The following is an 18,883-nucleotide window of genomic DNA, read 5'->3' as shown; positions in this document are numbered from 1 at the left end:
CTAGCCCCCAATCACACCGGAGACATCCTTAGTCTTCTTGAAGACACAGGCATTCCATTCCCCTTGAATCATATGGGTTTCGAGGAAAAATCCAGCTGACTCAGCCGACTCACGCACCATGTCCCACTTGTCCTTGATAATGCCACTCATGATCAGGTAGCCTTCATCCTTGACCAAACGATAAGCATCCTCTGTCAGATGGATAAGGATATCCGCTAGGATGTTGGCCACGATGACATCTGCCTCAATCTCCACCCCTTTCAGCAAATCGCCTGGGGCTACATGGATATTTTCCATGCCTGGGTTGAGCTCAATATTTTCCTGAGCGACGCGAACCGCTACGTCATCCAAGTCATAAGCAAAGATTTCCTTGGCACCTAGAAGGGAGCTAGCAATAGAAAGAACCCCTGAACCAGTCCCTACATCTAGCACTGATTCTCCTCCACGAAGGACCTGCTCCAAGGCAAAAAGGCTCATCTTGGTCGTTGGGTGGGTTCCTGTTCCAAAGGCCATACCAGGATCCAGCTTGATAATCTTTTCTCCCGCTGTTGCTTCATATTCTGTCCAAGACGGCACGATAGTCAAGTCATGAGTGATACGAGCTGGTTCATAGTATTTCTTCCAGTTGTCAGCCCAGTCTTCCTCAGCCAAGGCAGTCTTGCCAATCTTGACTTCTCCTAGATCCATAAAATCTGTCAATTCTGCCAAGCGAGCCTGCAAATCCGCTTCAACCGCTGCTACATCAACCGTTTCAGGATAGTAGGCAGTCACCACGATATCTTCTTGTTGCTCGACCTCTGGGAAAATTTCACCGAAGCGGTTCACATTTCCCACATAGTCCATGCTGTCTTCGATTGCTACCCCTTGGGCACCTAACTCAATCAATAGATTAGAGACCAGCTCCTCTCCCTGACGCTTCACTGTAACTTTTAACTCTTGCCATGTTTCCATTTTGTATTATCCTTATTCTTCTTAAATTCTTCAATCAAATCTGTATAGTGTTCTTTCATTGCGCTATGAATCTGCTGTTTAAAAATACCAAACATCAGATAATAAACAAATAGAACAATTCCTGCAAGCAGTAGCAAAAATAAAAAATGTACTGAAAGGGGCAGTACGAGACCTCTACCACTCAGTAAGGGTAAAACAAGCATTAATCCCCAAATAACAGCCATAGAGATCCCAGCTACTTTCGTACCACTTTCTCTCTGCTTCTTTAATTTTAAATATTCCATATAAATAAATTTAGCTTCTTCTCTAGAATATTGTCCAGTTTCTAGCTTACGCTTAACTTCCTTATTCAACGTGGTTGTTGCAATCGCAAAAATCATTATTCTTCCTCCAAATAATCCCTCAATCTCCCCTGTAGCTGAGGCACTGCCTGTTTAGAATTGAGAAATTCCTCAATGCTCATCAGTTTGTAAGCCTGTCCTTCATCTCCAAAGTTGATCTTGTCAAACTGATCCTGACTGAGCTGACCGACCATAAAGACAGACTGCCGACCTTCATAGAGCATGCTGGGATAAACCTTGCTCCAGATCAGGCACTCTTCTGTCAGATGAATTCCTAGTTCCTCATAAACTTCACGCGCTGCACACTCGAAAGGACTTTCGTCCCCTTCACGACCACCACCTGGCAACTCCCACATATTGGGCCAAGGGATATTGTCCTTGTCATCACGCAAGATGGTCAGTATCTCTTCCCCACAAAAGAGGGCAATTTTACAACCCGTAAAATCCAAGTGTTTATCCAATAATTCCATGATGTTTACTCTTTCCTATGATAACAACTAGACTCTGTAAAAGACCGAACTAGCTTTCTTCAATCACCTTTTGGCACTCTGCATCCCAGTACGCCTGCCATCTGCCATGTTTTTTAGCAAAATAAACCGTAAACTCATCATTGACATAATCTGCAACATAGCGAAGATTAGGAGGATTTTCATCAAAACTTAATATCCAAGGATGGAAGTAAAAGGTTTTCTCCCACCTTTTCTGAGTATAGCCGAGATTCTTGGCAAACTGAGGGATAGGTTGTTGCAACTCGCTTTCCAAATGGGACTGAATGGCATTGTCAAAACTATTCAAACGAGCTAATAGTTGCTTAAACTGATCCTCCTCCTCAATTTTGAAATCACCTATGAACTCAAATTCTGCAAAGTCTATAGAAAATTCAAATAATGTGATTTTACCATCCTCAACATAGTGCCCATCTTCATCAACACAACAACGAGTTCCTGACTTCAATACTCGCTCGAAATCTAAATCCGCAAAGCGATTGCGGGGAAGAATATCAACTGACGGCTCAGTTTTAGCTGACCTTCTCCTGAAAAACTGTTTGACTTTTTCTAGCATAGTCTCCCCCTTCTCCTTGAATTCATTATTTAAAAATGTCCACTTAGAATCTTTTCTAATATCTCGGATAAGGGTAAAATTCTCCCTCTTCCAAGCCTACTTTTCCTTCTTCAAAGACTTCTTGGTTCCATTCCATGACAAATTCTTCTGCTTCTGGATCTTCCAAAAAGTCCATGAGGGCATCTAGCCCAACCTCTGCAGTATCTTTGAGAAATAGGGCAAAATAAGCTAAGAATTCACGAGAAAAACCTTTCTTCGGCAGGTAAGGGATGACTGTGAGATAGTCTTCTGCATTAACTGTTGACTTGGCAGGGTTGTAAAAAAGCACCGCTTCTTCAAAGAGGATATCGTCTGATGACACCTCTCCGTCCTCATCCAGCATCTCCACTCCTGCAGCATTTTGTGCCTCTAATAGAAAACTCACTTCAACCGCATGATTGCGCTTATCCCAGCTAATCTCATAGTCAAAAGGAAAGTTCTTGTCCAACTCTTCCTGTAAAACATCTAAAAATCCGTATGTTGCCATTTTGTCCTCTTTCTATACGACTCTTTAATCGCCCCGAATACTCGGAAATATGCTAAAATAGATACTACCATATTACCACATTAGTATCAGAAAATCCATGTTAGAAAGGACTGCTATGCCAGACAATCTCGCACTTCGTATGCGCCCTAAAACCATCGATCAGGTCATCGGTCAGGAACATCTGGTCGGACCAGGAAAAATCATCCGTCGCATGGTGGAGGCTAACCGTCTATCATCCATGATTCTCTATGGACCTCCGGGCATCGGAAAAACCAGTATCGCTTCGGCCATCGCTGGAACGACCAAGTATGCCTTTCGAACCTTTAATGCGACAGTTGATAGTAAAAAACGTCTCCAAGAAATCGCCGAAGAAGCCAAGTTTTCAGGTGGTCTTGTACTACTCCTAGACGAGATCCACCGCTTAGACAAGACCAAACAAGACTTTCTCCTTCCTCTCTTGGAAAGTGGACTTGTCATCATGATTGGAGCGACAACTGAAAATCCTTTCTTTTCTGTCACTCCAGCCATCCGCAGTCGTGTTCAGATTTTTGAATTGGAACCCCTGTCTAACCAAGATGTCAAAGAAGCCATTCAAATCGCCCTGACCGACCCTGAAAGAGGTTTTGATTTCCCAGTTGAGTTAGATGATGATGCCCTTGATTTTATCGCAACATCTACCAATGGAGATCTCCGTTCTGCCTTTAACTCGCTGGACTTAGCAGTTCTTTCGACTCCGGCAAATGATAAAGGTATCCGCCATATCACTCTCGATATCATGGAAAATAGTCTCCAGAGAAGCTACATTACTATGGACAAGGATGGGGATGGGCACTATGATGTTCTCTCTGCTCTACAGAAATCCATTCGAGGTTCAGATGTCGATGCCAGTCTTCACTATGCTGCTCGCTTGATAGAGGCTGGTGACCTACCTAGCCTGGCACGTCGTTTGACTGTGATTGCTTATGAGGATATTGGCTTGGCTAATCCCGATGCCCAGATTCACACTGTCACTGCTCTGGATGCGGCGCAGAGGATTGGTTTTCCAGAGGCTCGCATTCTCATTGCCAATGTCGTCATCGATCTGGCACTCTCGCCTAAGTCCAACTCAGCCTATGTGGCTATGGATAAGGCTCTGGCTGACCTCAAAACATCGGGGCACCTGCCGATTCCAAGACACCTACGAGATGGTCACTATAGTGGAAGTAAGGAGCTTGGAAACGCCCAAGACTACCTCTATCCTCATAACTATCCAGGTCACTGGGTCAAACAAGAATACCTACCAGAAAAAATCCGTGACCATAGCTACTTTTCTCCAGAAGATAGTGGAAAATACGAACGGGCCCTGGCTCAACGCAAGGAAACCATTGATAAATTACGAAACTTGTGAAATCCTTTTCAAAAAGTTGCATTTCCCCCTTGATTTTTTTTGAAAAAGTGGTATCATATAAACATAGAAACGCTGTGGTGTACGACTTCACATTCAAGTGTTGACCGACTATTTTTTGTATTTTTAGGGAAACAAAAGACTTCTAACAGCATGTAGGCCGTCTCACACGGAAACAGCTTCAGTTAGAGCGAGTTGCCCACCTGCTTAGTTGCGCGGGTTCAATACAAACCGTGAAGTTTCGGCACCAATACAGCTTTTTATTTGCCTCCTTAGCTCAGTTGGTAGAGCAGTAGACTCTTAATCTATGGGTCGCAGGTTCGAGCCCTGCAGGGGGCATCTAAATCAACAGGAAGAAGCCTTGATTTACAAGGCTTTTTTGCTTGTCTATAACTGATTTGCCCCATCATTTGCCCCACATTTTTTTATGAGCAATCTTTCCAGACATCTCTGATTTGATTAAATTCCTCAAAAATTTTCTCCTCTAAAGTGTGTCCATATACTTCTACTAACATTGAAATATCTCTATGCCCTAGAATTTTTGCAATAACTCCAAGGTCAAAACCTTTGTGCCAGAGGTAGCTTCCATAGGTATGACGTGCTCCTTTTGTCGTGATAATTGGATAAATATCTAATTCATTTAAAAGAACACTCAAAGCTTTATTGACACTTGCAATGTCTGGTACCAAGTGAATATATCCATAATGCTGAAAAATCAATTTATACCTATTCTTGATTCCTAGCTCTTTATTAGCCTTCTCCTGTTCAATTTTTAGGACTTGTAATATCTTAATACATTCTTCGTCTATCGGTACCATCCGAATAGACGTTTTGTTTTTTGGAGGGACAAATTTATGAGAAAGGGTATTAAACCTCCTATATGTTTTTAGCAGTCCTCTGTCAAAATCAACTTCATTCCAAGTTAACGCTATTAACTCTCCAAACCTCATGCCTGTTTTTAATAGAAAATAGACGATATAAGGAACAATTGAACGTTGGTAATCAAATTTTCTCTTTACTGCTAAAAGTAAATCCAGATAGTCCTTTTCTGTATGTAAATATTTCTCTTCTGTCATCTGTTGTTCTTTGGATGAAAATAACTCGACATGTTGTGTAAAATCATCTATTAGAACTTTGTCTGCAATTGCCATTTGGATGCTCTGATGAATTCCAGTATTTAATCTACCAAGAAAATTTCTACCAACTGTTTGCCCATACTTATTCATTATTCTTTGGTATTCACTCGCACGAATTTGAGTGACTTTTTTATTTCCAAATAATCTTTCAATTGTGTTTTTACGGAGAAGATATTTTTTCTTTGTCTCTTCCGACCTACTACTCGGTAGAATTTTTAGTTCAAGCCATTCTTGATATAGATCGACAAGAGAAATATCTCTAGAAATTCTTTTCCCTAAACGAAGTTCTTGCAGAATCGGTTCAGCTTCTGACTCTGCAAGTTTTTTTGTTTTAAAACCGCTATTATGAGCAACAGTTTTTCCTTCGTTACGAATTTCATAGGTCCATAAGTTACTATCTCCTCGCTTTCGATAACGAACACTTGCCATATTACGCCACCTCTGTTCCTAGAATCTCATTTACAACACTTTTTGGAACAACCATCAAACGTTTGCGATTATAAAATGTATAGCCTCGTGATACAAGTAATTCTCTTGCCTGATGAATGATATCATTCGCTGTATGAGGGCGATAGCCCATTTCAATTAATTCTTTGTTGCTAATTAAATTATTATCCATAGTTATCCTCCTTAATTATTTTCTAAATTCAGAAACTCGCCTACAAGTAGTTTTAATTCTGTATTTAATTTAGGGAGATTCTGTATTAATACTTCTTTTAATTCTTCCGCAAATTGGTTCGTTTCTTCTCTCAATAGTTTGCGGACTCTTGTTTTTTTCTTTTTGATGCTGTCAGATTTTAAATTTGGAAAAGCTAATGATAACAGTTCAGGATTGTTGAGAAAGATAATTGTAAAGGCTCTTTGATCCACTCGAATATGATCTAGCTTATAAAACCCGAAATTATCAAGTCTACTCATAATATCTTGGACCATCTCCTCACCAATCGCTTTGGTTCTGAGTTGGAACTCTAGTCTCCACCAAAACGGATTCACATCCAAATCTAGCTTCTCTTCTCGCTTGTGAGCAATGATTTCTTTATTCTTATCATATAACCTAACTTGTACATTACTACCGCTAGAACCCCAATATTTCGTCTCTAATTCGCCCCCTCGACCATAGAAGACCTTATGTGTAACACCACCTTTAATATGTTGCAAATTAACGATTTCAGGCCTGTTGAAAATGTCAAATGCCAAATCAAAACGAGACAAACGTACCGTCAATGAATTCAATCTGGCAAAGTACATTAATTGCCTCCATACTTTCATTCCATCAAATTCTTTTAAAGTGTTAGGATTGAAATCAATCCGAATCAATTGTTCACCTCCATAAGTGGATAATTGAAAAAATATAATATTGATTGAATCATACTCATTAAGATCCTTAGCTAAAGTAAAGACATCATCTCGCACGTTATCATGTATTTCAAATGCGTCAACTCTTGTACTTATTGCCTGTTTCAGATTTTTGAAAATTCGTCTTAGGGAACCAGTGTCTGTATCCCAGAGAACCGTTAATCTATCAATACTGACATCTAGTCGCTGTACTAATTCTCCTACATCACATTGTTCTTGAATGCTTCTTAAATCTTGTATAGAAACCAACAAAATTGTCCCCCCCTTCTTTTTGATTTTTTAGGTCTCAGAAACACCGTCAAATCAACGTTTGCTCGTTCCGTCGTTCTTTGGGCGTTGCCCTAAGTGTACCTTTTTGCTGGCTGTTAGAATAGCCAGCTTTTGCTTGGCTAGAAATTGTCTGGACGGCAGTCTTCGGGACTTCGCCTGACTTCCCGTCAGGCTCGCCCTTGTCCTTGTCCACACAATTTCTAGCTCCAAGGCTTCGAATAGTCATAAGTCATAGTCTCGTCCTCAACTTCTTCCTCACTCACCAATCCTAAACTTACGAGCTATTTTTTGTATTATTTATAACTTATTTATAAGTTATAAATATATTTTATAAAAAATATTTTAAACAGTCAACTAAAAACTTGATTTGTAAGTTTATAGGTGATAAAATAAGTTTAAAATACAACATAGGAGTTTATCATGACCTTTATTATTCAAAATTTTGGACCCAATTTGGCACGACTACGCATAGAAAAAGGAGTAAGTCAAACTCAACTAGCTGAAGATTTAGGAATCGGTAAACAATCCATCTCTGACTACGAAAAACAAAAAAGCTATCCTACCTTTGCAAATTTAGATAAGATAGCAGAATATTTTAATGCAACTCCAACTCAACTTTTTGGAACGAGTAAGGAGATTGAATTAGAAAAGAGTGTTCTTGAATCGAATGAATACTCTGATAAAGTAAGTGAGATCTTAAAGGCTGTCAAATACATCGAACATTTTCTAGAAACTGATGGACAGTACTTAGAGGATTTACTTTACCTAACAAGAGGCAACCAACTATACACAGAAGATGGAGAAGAGTTGTATATGGATCCAACTTCTCCGAAAAGAACATTTCATAACCAATATGAACCTGGTTTTATTGTAGCAAGAGATAAATCCCCACTAGAACTCTTAATTGAAAATAAGGACCTATTAGATTAAATAAAAATAGCGAGGATATGAACTGCACCCCAAAAGTTAGACAGAAAAAATCTAACTTTTGGGGTGTTTTTAATCATTAAATATAAGCCAACTATCTATTTTATCTTTTGGTTTTTCCCAACTTGCAATAACACGTATTCCTTTCATTTCTGTACTGGAAATGCCTAATTTTCCGCCTTTTCCTAATAAATATAATGTATATTGCGAATCAGTATTTGCTTCATAAGAACCCTTGATGAATTTTTCATCTGTACTAACTTTCCAAGCATCTAATCTAGGAATACTAATTTTTATATCTGTTTTTTGAGCAACTATATCCAATGATATTTCTCCTTCTTTAATTTCCCTTATACTTACTTCTTTATTCTCTTTTAAATCTATTTCCCCTGACTTTGCTATGATTCCATCTTTAGATACTACAAAAACAATAGCTTTGTCTTGTTTTTCTTTGACTAGATCTTTTGGAAAATAAAATTTTTCTCCATTTGTTCTATTCAAAATACATTTTTTCCCCATCGCAATACCCACTGTATCTATTTTTTCTTTTGTTTCATTTTTTACTGTAAATGCAACATCAATATCATCACTATTTCTGTTCATGTAAAAGAATAAACCACAAATGCACAGTGCTATAACCGGTACTAATAAAGCAATCTTCTTTTTCATCTTAACACCTCCCTTATAGCTGACTTTTCAATAATATAATTCTTATGTGCTACTTTTTCAAAGTCCTTATCATGACTTACAACTACGATCGTCTTACCTTCATCATTTAATCTAATAAGTGTATCGATTACAATTTTTTTATTCTCATAATCAAGAGAACCTGTCGGTTCATCCGCCAACATAATTTCAAACGGTTTTATCATATTTCTTGCAAGGGCTACCCTTTGCTGTTCTCCACCTGAAAGTTCATAAACCTTCGATTTTAATTTGTCTGAAATGCCCATTTTATTCAAGGCAGCTTCTATAAGATTTTTCTTATTTTTTTCTTGATTGTATTTGGCAGCAAGCATCATATTTTCCTCAACCGTCATTTTTTCCACCAAAGCAAAATTTTGAAATAAATAAGCAATTTTTTCTCTGCGTAATAGCTCTCCTACTTTAGGATCTTTTATAGGGTCTCGATTTGAAAAACAGGTTACACTACCACTATCATAATTTTCTAATGTCCCAATTATATTCAAAAGTGTTGTTTTTCCTCCTCCACTTTTCCCAAAGATACAAACAAAATCTCCTTTATAAATATCCAAACTAATATTTTCCAAAATACTGTGTTCCCCATATTTCTTAGAGACATTTCTTAAGGTTATTTGCAATTCCTTTTCTTTTTGCATTTAACACCCCTCCTTTAACCTAAGTACAATGTTTCTTTCACTTTTCTTTAGTTGTAAAATTTCTATGCCAAAACATATAAAGCTTCCACAAATACCTATTATTAAACTAATCAAAAGTTTAGACATACTCCAACCATCACTAGGTATAAACTGTCCAACATAACTTGTTACTCCTGTTACCATAATAACCATAAATAAAGTAATAATACTTATGATATAACCAACGATATTTTCAATAATTTTCTTATGATGTATATCAAAAAATCCATATCCCAACAACCTAGAAACATCTATTCGTTGTCCATGATTATAAAAATATGTTTCTTTATCTATTTTTAATAACGTTGCTAAAATAATAATAGATAAGACAAGATCAATAACATATATACTTGCCTCCATCTTATATTCGTCTATTCTTGAAACTATATCATCGTAGACTGAGCTGATATAGAGTATAAACGGCTCAGATTCTGTTTCTTCAATTATGTCCTTCAAACTCTCGTATCCTCTACTAGGCTCTTTAACATATGGATGTAGCTGACCATTTACTAAAGATGATAGTTTGATTCCGTAATCTGGGAGTAATTCTTTCCCATTTACTGCTACCAAAACATAATTTTTCAAGTCTGCTTCATCAATTCTTTTGCCACTATCAAAAGAAAATACACTTTGATTATCTTTCAGCCTTACATATGTTTCTGTAATTGTACCTTGTTTTTTTATATTTTGAAAAATATGATCTTCGTGAATTTTTTCTTTGTCAAATTCAGTAATTTTAACATCTTCTGGAACAAAAACAATCCACTCATTTTCATGTATTTTATATTGTTCTATTTTATTCGTATCTTTATCTAAGAGATTAGCAATATGTAAATAATTTTTATTTACATAAGCATAATTGCCTTGAAACGGTTGTTGATTTAGATACTCCTCATCATCATTCTTTCCCTCTTTTCTAACGTTTGGGGCATTAAATAATATTGCTCCACTATCGTCCAAACTATTCCATAAGTTATTCAGCTTTGGAATAACAATTTCATGGAACTTATCATCATCTTTTGCATAACTCCAAGACCATGCACAAGCAATATTTGCATAATTCTTTGAGCGTTCCCAAGTTGGAATGTATTGTTTCATACTCAAGTAATCAGCGAGTCCTAAAATACTTACAATTGCTAAATAAAGAACCATAACAATCGACCCTGTTTTTATAAAAAAAGAACTTCTATGATAACTTCTTCTATAACCTTTCAATGAGGCAATAACATTAATTCCTTTTAATTTGAGATAAATCAATATAAACTCTATTGATATTAGCCCCCCTATTATAAAAGCAACTAAAATAAGTATTGTTTTCATTGATATCATAAATCCTAAAATATCACTAGGAGCAACTAAATATTCTATAATTCCAATCGTCAGTACAAGTCCCACTATTGCTGGTATTGCAAGAATATTTAAAACCTTAGCAATAGCTAAAGTTAATTTGTCGTATCCTAGTAAAATGGATATCGATAATTCCTTTGAAAGCATCCCATTATAAATAATTAGACAAAAGACAGTAGCTACAAATATAATAAAAATCGTAAGAATATATAGATATGCTTGTTTCTTTGTGAATTGACTAGAAACAATAAAATCCGGATTAACCACGACTTCTGTTTTTAATTTTTCATTTTGATTTATTTCTTCAATAAACTTATTAATATTTACTTCCGTACCTCTTACATGATAATCCCCATTAACTTTTTCCTTGCTGACGTTTTCAAAAGGAATTAAGCTTATATCTTTTGACGTGAGCAAACTCATTGATTTTACATTCTCAAAATCATTCAATTTGTCTTTGCTATCAGCAATAGATATATTTCTAAAAGATTTCTTGAACCATTCAGAATCATTTAGATGAATGTAAATCTTTATTTTTTGTTTATCAAATCTACTATTCTTAGGAATATATTCTTCCTTTATGAAGCTTAAATCATTTTTATTGGCTATTTTCTGCAATTCAATTATTGTTTTATCAGCTATTTCTGGCTTTGTTACAATGTTTACAGTAGTATTAAACTCTTTTATGAATATATTTAAAAACATGCCGTCTGAATAGAAAAACTTTCCGATACCAATCACTATAATTAGTAAAATTACCAATATACCCACTGTTTTTTTCATTCTGCATCATCTCCAACTTTATAAAAATAGCGAGTATGAGTAATGCCATAATGCTAAAATAACAACGTGGCAACGCTCAAACTCATTCAACTATTTTTTATTTATTGTTATTTAACATCAGCCCAAGCCCTATTACCACTTAAAGCTTTTTCCCAAGAAGCTTCTGCTCTACTTCCAGAGCTTGTACAACCCGAATAAGAGAATTGACCACTAGCACCTTGTACTGTAGTTTTATGTGTTTTATTATTGTGATCGTATTTATACCAAACATATCGACTACCTACACCATGTCTCCATTTTCCACCTAAAAAACTTTTCCATCCGCTATCATAACTGAACAACCTTGGCTGAGTATAATCTTCTTCAAATACTTTAACTTTTTGTAAAATTTTTCTTCCGAATAAAGTTGTCAAAAACTCTACTCAATCTCCGTTCCTATACCTATGAGGATTATTGTAATTCATAAAACTCCACCTCTATTTTATATATTTATAATCACAGATGATGATTCAAATTAATAATTCCATTCAAATATAAAAGAGCTATCCTTACTTATATTATAGAATAGCTCTTTGCTTTATACTTAACGGTATCTTTGAATAATTCTTGCGTTTTCTTTGCGATTTAATTTAATCTATATGGAAGTATTACTTTAGCACAAACTCTTTTATTCTCCTCTCCAATTTCAAAATTTCCACCCAAGTGTTTTACAATGTCACTTACAATTGTAAGTCCAAGTCCCGATCCATTATTGCTTATTCGTCTTGATAAATTTCCCCTATAAAACTTTGAAGTAACCATATTCCAATTCACATTTAAATTTGGAGAAACATCGTTTATAACACTTATTTTTAACATTCCATTAATTTCCTCAACCTTTATATTTATGCTTGTTCCTTTCAAAGAATAATTAACTGCATTTGTAATCAGATTCTCCATTATTCTAAGTAAAAGTTGTGGTTCCGTTTTAATCTTACTGTTTTCCAAATTTAAAAACTCCAAAATTAAAAGATGATCTTTTATAGATAAACTTTTTTCTTCTTCCCACTGGCTAAAAAAAATTTTTATATCTACATCCATTAAATTTAGTGGAATTTCATTTAAATTGAATTTTAAATATGAAAAAAAATCTTCACATAAACGATTTAAATATTTTATGTTCTCATATATAACATCAACAAACTTGTTTTTTTGTTCTTCAGAAAGATTTTTTTCGTCTTTTAATAGTGTTATATAACCTATCATATTCGCAAGAGGAGTTTTTATATCATGAGCTAAATACGTTAGCAGATCTGTTTTTTCTTTATATACCAGTTCATACTCCTTTTCAAGTTCTTTTTGGTAATTATGAAGTTCTATAAACAAATCTCGTTCCTTTGATAATGACTCATGAAATGGTATTAAATCTTTATCTTCACTTCTAAGATAATTCAGTCCAGACTCAAAATATTGATTATATACATAAAACCTTTTTTTCTGTATTATAAATGTTCCTATCAATATAGTAAGCGCCCCTAGTAAAAGTATTATATATTTACCTATTTCAAAATAAAAGGAAGCAAATTTATCTAATGGCAATTCTGGATTTACACTGTCAACAAAAAAATTATCCATTATTTTGTAAATAATGAAAAATAGGATCGTACTTAAAAATATCCATAGTATTTGATAAATAATACCTTCCACAAAAAAACTTTTTTGCTTACCCATTGATTTTATACCCCACTCCCCAAACGGTTACTATGACTGATTTTAACCCAATCTTTTCAAACTTACTTCTAATTCTTCTTACATGAACCATAACTGGATTAACTTCATTTTCTAACACCTTTTCACCCCATATTTTATAGTGTATATCATCCATATTATACACTTTACCAGGTTCTTCCATAAGCAACCATAAAATATCAAATTCTTTTGGTGTTAGTTCAATCTCTATATTACCATAGTAAACTTTATGTGTTTTAATGCTAATCTTTAAATTATTAACTTCTCTATCACAATTAATTGTATTTACAATATTTTTTGTAAATACATAACTTCTTCTAAAATGAGAATTAATTCTCGCAATCAATTCAGATGGTTCAAACGGTTTTACGATATAGTCATCTGCACCTATATTCAATCCTTGCACTCTATGAAAAGAATCTTCTAAGGCAGTAAGCATAATGATTGGCATAGTGGACGTTTCTCTTATCTTTTTGCATATTTCAAATCCATTTATATCAGGAAGTAAAATATCCAATAATATCAAGTCATATTTATTTTTTTCAAATTCCTCTAACGCCTCTTTTCCAGTATGAAAAATGCTGATTTTCCAATTCTCTGATATTAAATATATCTTAATAAGCTCTGCTAAGTTAATATCATCTTCTACAAGCATTATTTTCATTTCAGTCATTCATTTCCACCCCCCTTAAAACTAAATACATCATTTGGAGTACATTCCAATGCATTACATATTTTTTCCAAATTTTTAAGTGTGATTGGCTTGTTTTTTCCCATCTGTGCCATGACATTAGTTGTAATCTGTGCAATAACAATAACTTCTGTTTTCTTTAATCCCTTTTTGGCGAGTTGTATCCACAAGGGTTTATAATTTAATGCTATGCCGTTTCCTCTTTTCTTTAGATATAATTTTTATGTGTATTATACCATAACCATTGAGTACACTCAATTTTTATTTGAGGATTTGGTTTCATACTGATTTTTATTTATAACAACACTATATATCTAGTATGGCATAATCATTAGGTATTATAGGTTTTTCAAACCAAATTAGAAACCTTTATGAGTCATTCGTTTTTGCCCCATTTTTGCCCCACTTTTAAATCATGTCATTGAAAATACCTAAAAGTACTTCCCTAAAATCAGCTATATTTCAACATTTTTGATTACTTTCAATATAAAGATTTCTTACAAATCCATGCAGGGGGCATCTAAATCAACAGGAAAAAGCCTTGATTTATAAGGCTTTTTTTGATGTCAAAAAATCTTATTCAAACTTTTCACCATATAAAAAGTGAGCCATCGGTTTAGCCCACCTCTTCTTTTTCATGCTTAATTACGGTAAAATTGGTTATCTTTGTCGCTTACAGATTGACCGATAGACAAGACGTCTTGGCTACCGTCTGTACCTGTCAATTCATTTGCTACACCTGCTGGTGTAAAGATGAGGCGTGCACCTTCTCCACCATCGACAAGATGGATTCCTGTTGAGTAGTAGCCATCTTTTTCCTCTACTTGGCCCATTTCATACTGGAAGGTTCCTTTTGAACTTTGAATGGTCACAATTCCATCAGCTGTGACTGTAGCAGTTGTTCCAGCATAGTTTTCCCAAGTTCCAAGAAATTTTGCGTAAGCTTCTGGCGATTTTTTCTTCTCTTCCTTCTTATCCGTTTGAGTGCTTACTGAACTTGATGAGCTCGTCTCAGATTTCTGCTCCTCTTTTTGACTAGCTTCTGTTTTACTTGCGGACTCTGTAGTCACCTTGCTTGTTGTTTCCTTTTGGCTTGAAGATGACGTATTCTTGTCAGTTTTTCCACCACAGGCAGCCAAAGTCAAGGCAGCCAATAAGGTCAGGACTGATAGGCTCGTATAGCGCAATGTTTTGTTTTTCATAAAAATCTCCTTTGAAATAGATACAGATAAAAGTAGCTCGTCAGATTTTGCATATATTTGACGGCTGTCTTGTAGTCTTCAGTGTATCATTTATTTCCATATAATTCAATAGCTATCTGATATCAAAAAAGGCTAATCCAAGTAGGAATTAGCTCTTTTATTTCTAGTTTTGATTTGCTCGTTTTTTAGTAGATAAACATGGCATCGCCAAAGCTAAAGAAACGGTATTTTTGGTCGATAGCATGTTGGTAGGCTTCAAGGACCAATTCACGGCCTGCAAAAGCTGAGACAAGCATGACCAAGGTAGACTTCGGCAAATGGAAATTAGTAGAAAAAGCATCCACCACTTTCCAATCATAGCCCGGTTTGATAAAGATATTGGTCCAGCCAGAATCGGCCTGGATTTGCCCATCAAACTTACTTCCGATAGTCTCTAGCGTACGGATAGAGGTTGTTCCTACAGCAATCACGCGGCCACCATTTTCTTTGACCTGACGCAAGGTCGCTGCTGCTTCCTCAGACAATTGATAAAACTCTGAGTGCATCTCGTGCTCATCCAGATTATCTACTGAAACAGGTCTAAAGGTTCCAAGCCCAACGTGCAAGGTCAGGTAGACTAGGTGAACGCCTTTTTGCTGGATTTCTTCCAGTAATTCCTTGGTAAAATGCAAACCTGCAGTTGGGGCTGCTGCTGATCCACTCTCCTTGGCATAGACTGTCTGGTAACGTTCACGGTCATCCAATTTTTCGTGAATATAAGGAGGCAAAGGCATTTCTCCAAGACTTTCAAGTACTTCTAGGAAAATTCCTTCATACTCAAAACGGACAATACGACCGCCATGGGTTAATTCCTCAGTCACGACTGCGCTAAGTCGACCATCACCAAAAATAACTCGGGTGCCGACCTTGAGACGTTTGGCAGGTTTTGCCAAGACTTCCCATTCGTCTCCTGCTGTATTTTTCAAAAGCAAGAGTTCAACATGGCCCCCTGTTTCTTCTTTTTGACCATGAAGTCGAGCTGGCAAAACGCGGGTATCATTCATAACCAGGGCATCACCTGGCTCTAACATTTCGATAATGGAGTGAAAGTGGCGATCTTGAAATTCACCTGTTTTGCGATTGACCATCAAGAGTTTAGAGGCATCGCGCTTTTCCAGAGGTGTTTGTGCAATCAACTCCTCAGGTAAGTGAAAATCAAAATCATTTGTATTTAATGTCGTCATTCTTCTTTTCTCTTCTCATTTACTCAAATTACTTATCAAAGCGAACTTCCTCAAGTAGGTACTCGATGAAACGTTCACCCATCTTAGACAAGCTTGTCTTTTCATGCTGGATATAAACTAACTCAATGGGATCATCAATATCAAGTGGAATTGAGACGATATTGTCTCCGTTAAGATTACTATTGAGAATACCAGTCGCGATGGTATAGCCATCCAAACCAATCAAGAGATTGAACAAGGTCGCACGGTCACTAACCACGATGGATTTCTTGTGGTGTTCCTGTGACAAAATCTCTTCTGAAAAGTAGAAGGAATTATGGGTCCCTTGGTCATAGCTCAAGTATGGGAAGTCTTCCAGGTCTGATAACTGCACCTTGTCTCTTTTAGCAAGTGGATTGGATTTGCTGACAAAGATATGGGGTTGGGCTGTAAAGAGATGGTGGGCAACCAGATGGTTATCATCCAACATCTTTGAAAGGACGTCTCGGTTATAGCTATTTAAAAAGAGGACTCCTACTTCACTGCGGAAGTTCTTGACATCATCAATGATTTCCCAAGTTCTGGTTTCACGCAAAAAAAGCTCGTACTTTTCCATATCACTTTTCTTGAGCAAGGAAACAAAGGCATTAACTACAAAGGCATAGTGCTGCGAAGACACACTAAAAAGCTCGCGATGAGCGATTGGGTTCTTATAACGTTCTTCTAGGAGTTGGGTTTGTTCGACAACCTGACGGGCATAGGATAGAAACTCCATCCCATCACGTGTGAGGGTGATTCCTTTAGGATTTCGGATAAAAATCTCAATTCCCATCTCATTTTCTAAGTCACGAACTGCATTTGATAGACTGGGTTGTGTAATAAAGAGTTGCTTGGCAGCCTCATTCATGGAACCAGTCTCTACGATTTTGATAATATAGTGTAATTGTTGAATTCTCATGCTTTTATTGTACCATACTTGAGGCAATATAAAAAGGACCAGTCACTGAAAGCGAAGCTAGGCGCATATCAGTCTTTTTTTGCAGCTCATAAAAAAGAGGTTGGAAGATTTCCAACCTCTCTATCTGTTCTAGCAAGTTAAAACTAGCTGTCTTTTTTCCAAAAGATGGCTAATAAAATCATGGCTCCTAAAACTGATGGGATAATAGCCGTATCAGCTAAAATAGGCCCCCAAGTTCCAAAAAGCATTTGACCCAGGAAAGCACCAATCCAACCCAGAAACATTTTCCCGAAGCATCCCATACGTTCGCCACGATTGGTGAGAGCTCCTGCTAATAGTCCGATCAAAAGACCGACAAACATACTTCCAATCATAGTTTCTCCTTAAATTGCCCAATCTCCATTGCGGAAGAGTGGTACGCGTGTTCCATCCTCACGGATACCATCAATATCCATTTGATTAGAACCAATCATAAAGTCAACGTGAACATCTGAACGGTTAAGTCCTGCAGCTTCCAGCTCTTCTTCGCTCATCTCTGCTCCACCAACAACGCTCGTTGCATAAGCGGCACCGATAGCTAAGTGGTTAGAAGCATTCTCATCGAAAAGGGTGTTAAAGAAGGTAATGCCTGACTGAGAAATTGGGCTTGGATCTGGTACCAAGGCACATTCACCCAAGGCACGCGCACCAGCATTCTTAAAGACGAGGTCCTTCATTACTTGATCACCCTTTTCAGCTGTGATATCAACGATTTGACCATTTTCAAAGGTCACTTTGATGCCTTCGATGATATTCCCATTGTAGCTAAGAGGTTTTGTAGAAGTGACATAACCATCTGCACGACGGAAGTCAGGGGCTGTAAAGACCTCTTCTGTTGGCATATTTGGCAGGAATCCTTCGCCTTGAGCGTTGATCGCTCCGGCAGATTCCCAAACGTGGTTCTTCGGTAAGCCAAGTGTCAAGTCTGTTCCAGGGGCTGTATAGTGAAGGGCTGAGAATTGCTCTTTGTTGAGCATTTGAGCCTTGCTCTTCAAGATAGCTGCATGTTCTTCCCAAGCTTTAACTGGATCTTCTTCGTAGACACGGCAAGTCTTAAAGATTTGATCCCAAAGGAGGTCCACTGCTTCTTCGTCGCTTGCCGCATTTGGAAAGACCTTCTTAGCCCACTCTAGTCCAGCAGCAGCTGCTACAGTCCAGCTAACCTTGTTAGATTGAGTTGCGATACGCATTGGCTTCATAGCAATTCCCATAGTTTTAGCAGAAGCTGAGAGTTTTTCAGCATCCACTCCGTTCAAGGCACCTGGGTCAGAAGAACGGACACCGAGACGACTAGCTTTGTTTTCAAGAAGGTAGTTCATCTCAGCAATCTTGTATTCTGGTACATTGTCCAAACGCTCCATCGGCGCGTGAAGGAATTTCTCACGGTTTACAAAGTCATCTGCCCATTGAACGATAACTTCGTGGGCTCCAAGTGCATAGGCTTCTTTGACGATTAAGTGAGCCAACTCACGTTGCTCTACATCAATAGAGAGAGCCAAGGTGTGACCAGGTTGCACATTCACACCGTTTGCAACCAAAAGCTTAGCGTATTTTTCTAGATTTTCTTTAAAATTTGGTAAAACCATGTTGTTTCTCTTTTC

22 protein-coding genes, 1 tRNA gene and 1 pseudogene are annotated in these 18,883 nt (G+C 36.8%); 3 read left to right on the top strand and 21 right to left on the bottom strand.

All coding sequences use genetic code 11. The features are described 5' to 3' along the window. The 5 genes from prmA to TZ94_RS01300 are packed head-to-tail and all read right to left on the bottom strand — an operon-like array spanning position 1 to position 2,880. Positions 1–951, bottom strand: a complete 951-nt coding sequence (prmA, locus tag TZ94_RS01320) for a 50S ribosomal protein L11 methyltransferase (protein WP_045613460.1) — start codon at positions 949–951, stop codon at positions 1–3. Next, positions 930–1,331 (bottom strand): hypothetical protein, encoded by a 402-nt coding sequence (locus TZ94_RS01315; RefSeq protein ID WP_045613458.1) that lies wholly within the window; start codon positions 1,329–1,331, stop codon positions 930–932. Before TZ94_RS01315 ends, prmA begins: the two co-directional genes overlap by 22 nt. Continuing rightward, complete coding sequence (locus TZ94_RS01310; RefSeq protein ID WP_045613456.1) at positions 1,331–1,762, bottom strand: NUDIX hydrolase; 432 nt, start codon at positions 1,760–1,762, stop codon at positions 1,331–1,333. Before TZ94_RS01310 ends, TZ94_RS01315 begins: the two co-directional genes overlap by 1 nt. 49 nt (positions 1,763–1,811) lie before the next feature. Further along, positions 1,812–2,354: a hypothetical protein gene (locus TZ94_RS01305; RefSeq protein WP_045613455.1), complete on the bottom strand. Its 543-nt coding sequence runs from the start codon at positions 2,352–2,354 to the stop codon at positions 1,812–1,814. Positions 2,355–2,409: 55 nt separating this feature from the next. Further along, positions 2,410–2,880: a DUF3013 family protein gene (locus tag TZ94_RS01300; RefSeq protein WP_016466255.1), complete on the bottom strand. Its 471-nt coding sequence runs from the start codon at positions 2,878–2,880 to the stop codon at positions 2,410–2,412. A gap of 115 nt (positions 2,881–2,995) precedes the next feature. Between TZ94_RS01300 and TZ94_RS01295 the strand changes: the two genes are divergently transcribed. Both TZ94_RS01295 and TZ94_RS01290 read left to right on the top strand, forming a co-directional pair. Beyond that, entirely contained in the window at positions 2,996–4,267 is a 1,272-nt protein-coding gene (locus TZ94_RS01295) for a replication-associated recombination protein A (protein WP_045613454.1), read from the top strand. A 263-nt stretch (positions 4,268–4,530) separates the two neighbouring features. Then, positions 4,531–4,603: transfer RNA gene (locus TZ94_RS01290), tRNA-Lys, on the top strand. Between the two features lie 86 nt (positions 4,604–4,689). Here the strand turns inward: TZ94_RS01290 and TZ94_RS01285 are convergent. The 4 genes and pseudogenes from TZ94_RS01285 to TZ94_RS10135 form a co-directional block, all read right to left on the bottom strand. After that, a complete protein-coding gene (locus tag TZ94_RS01285; RefSeq protein WP_045613452.1) occupies positions 4,690–5,829 on the bottom strand; it encodes a site-specific integrase in 1,140 nt (379 codons plus the stop codon). 1 nt (position 5,830) lies between these two features. Further along, positions 5,831–6,019 (bottom strand): DUF3173 domain-containing protein, encoded by a 189-nt coding sequence (locus TZ94_RS01280; protein ID WP_000369785.1) that lies wholly within the window; start codon positions 6,017–6,019, stop codon positions 5,831–5,833. A gap of 11 nt (positions 6,020–6,030) precedes the next feature. Next, the gene (locus tag TZ94_RS01275) at positions 6,031–7,008 is read right to left on the bottom strand and encodes a replication initiation protein (protein ID WP_045613446.1); all 978 of its coding nucleotides are present in this window, start codon (positions 7,006–7,008) and stop codon (positions 6,031–6,033) included. A 46-nt stretch (positions 7,009–7,054) separates the two neighbouring features. Next, positions 7,055–7,236: pseudogene (locus TZ94_RS10135) on the bottom strand (hypothetical protein). Between the two features lie 210 nt (positions 7,237–7,446). On the opposite strand from TZ94_RS10135, the gene TZ94_RS01265 reads away from it, so the two are divergent. Beyond that, the gene (locus TZ94_RS01265) at positions 7,447–7,956 is read left to right on the top strand and encodes a helix-turn-helix domain-containing protein (RefSeq protein WP_045613443.1); all 510 of its coding nucleotides are present in this window, start codon (positions 7,447–7,449) and stop codon (positions 7,954–7,956) included. A gap of 69 nt (positions 7,957–8,025) precedes the next feature. Here TZ94_RS01265 and TZ94_RS01260 read toward each other — a convergent pair whose 3' ends face one another. The 12 genes from TZ94_RS01260 to TZ94_RS01205 all read right to left on the bottom strand — a co-directional run bounded on the left by TZ94_RS01260 (position 8,026) and on the right by TZ94_RS01205 (position 18,868). After that, entirely contained in the window at positions 8,026–8,622 is a 597-nt protein-coding gene (locus TZ94_RS01260; RefSeq protein WP_045613441.1) for a hypothetical protein, read from the bottom strand. Beyond that, a complete protein-coding gene (locus TZ94_RS01255; protein WP_045613439.1) occupies positions 8,619–9,293 on the bottom strand; it encodes an ATP-binding cassette domain-containing protein in 675 nt (224 codons plus the stop codon). Before TZ94_RS01255 ends, TZ94_RS01260 begins: the two co-directional genes overlap by 4 nt. Next, on the bottom strand, positions 9,294–11,462 hold the full coding sequence (locus tag TZ94_RS01250; protein WP_045613437.1) for a membrane protein: 2,169 nt from the start codon (positions 11,460–11,462) through the stop codon (positions 9,294–9,296). 107 nt (positions 11,463–11,569) lie between these two features. After that, entirely contained in the window at positions 11,570–11,875 is a 306-nt protein-coding gene (locus TZ94_RS01245; protein ID WP_241672572.1) for a lactococcin 972 family bacteriocin, read from the bottom strand. A gap of 211 nt (positions 11,876–12,086) precedes the next feature. Further along, complete coding sequence (locus tag TZ94_RS01240) at positions 12,087–13,172, bottom strand: sensor histidine kinase (protein WP_045613435.1); 1,086 nt, start codon at positions 13,170–13,172, stop codon at positions 12,087–12,089. Further along, positions 13,165–13,863, bottom strand: a complete 699-nt coding sequence (locus TZ94_RS01235) for a response regulator transcription factor (RefSeq protein ID WP_045613433.1) — start codon at positions 13,861–13,863, stop codon at positions 13,165–13,167. Before TZ94_RS01235 ends, TZ94_RS01240 begins: the two co-directional genes overlap by 8 nt. Then, positions 13,860–14,072 (bottom strand): helix-turn-helix domain-containing protein, encoded by a 213-nt coding sequence (locus TZ94_RS01230; protein WP_045613432.1) that lies wholly within the window; start codon positions 14,070–14,072, stop codon positions 13,860–13,862. The genes TZ94_RS01235 and TZ94_RS01230 overlap by 4 nt, the downstream gene beginning before the upstream one ends. A gap of 450 nt (positions 14,073–14,522) precedes the next feature. Continuing rightward, entirely contained in the window at positions 14,523–15,083 is a 561-nt protein-coding gene (locus TZ94_RS01225) for a hypothetical protein (RefSeq protein WP_045613429.1), read from the bottom strand. Positions 15,084–15,268: 185 nt separating this feature from the next. Further along, positions 15,269–16,306 carry a tRNA preQ1(34) S-adenosylmethionine ribosyltransferase-isomerase QueA gene (gene queA / locus TZ94_RS01220; protein ID WP_045613427.1) on the bottom strand — a complete coding sequence of 346 codons (1,038 nt, stop codon included), beginning with the start codon at positions 16,304–16,306 and terminating at the stop codon, positions 15,269–15,271. A 28-nt stretch (positions 16,307–16,334) separates the two neighbouring features. Beyond that, entirely contained in the window at positions 16,335–17,243 is a 909-nt protein-coding gene (locus TZ94_RS01215) for a LysR family transcriptional regulator (RefSeq protein WP_045613425.1), read from the bottom strand. A gap of 143 nt (positions 17,244–17,386) precedes the next feature. Then, a complete protein-coding gene (locus tag TZ94_RS01210) occupies positions 17,387–17,617 on the bottom strand; it encodes a GlsB/YeaQ/YmgE family stress response membrane protein (RefSeq protein ID WP_045613423.1) in 231 nt (76 codons plus the stop codon). A gap of 9 nt (positions 17,618–17,626) precedes the next feature. Next, positions 17,627–18,868: an aminopeptidase gene (locus TZ94_RS01205; protein ID WP_045613420.1), complete on the bottom strand. Its 1,242-nt coding sequence runs from the start codon at positions 18,866–18,868 to the stop codon at positions 17,627–17,629. Positions 18,869–18,883 lie beyond the last annotated feature (15 nt).

Origin of the sequence: Streptococcus infantis (assembly GCF_000960085.1) — a bacterium.
Taxonomy (GTDB): Bacteria; Bacillota; Bacilli; order Lactobacillales; family Streptococcaceae; genus Streptococcus; species Streptococcus infantis_C.
The sequence above is the reverse complement of the archived record's forward strand: the minus strand, read 5'-3'. Positions and strand labels throughout refer to the sequence as shown.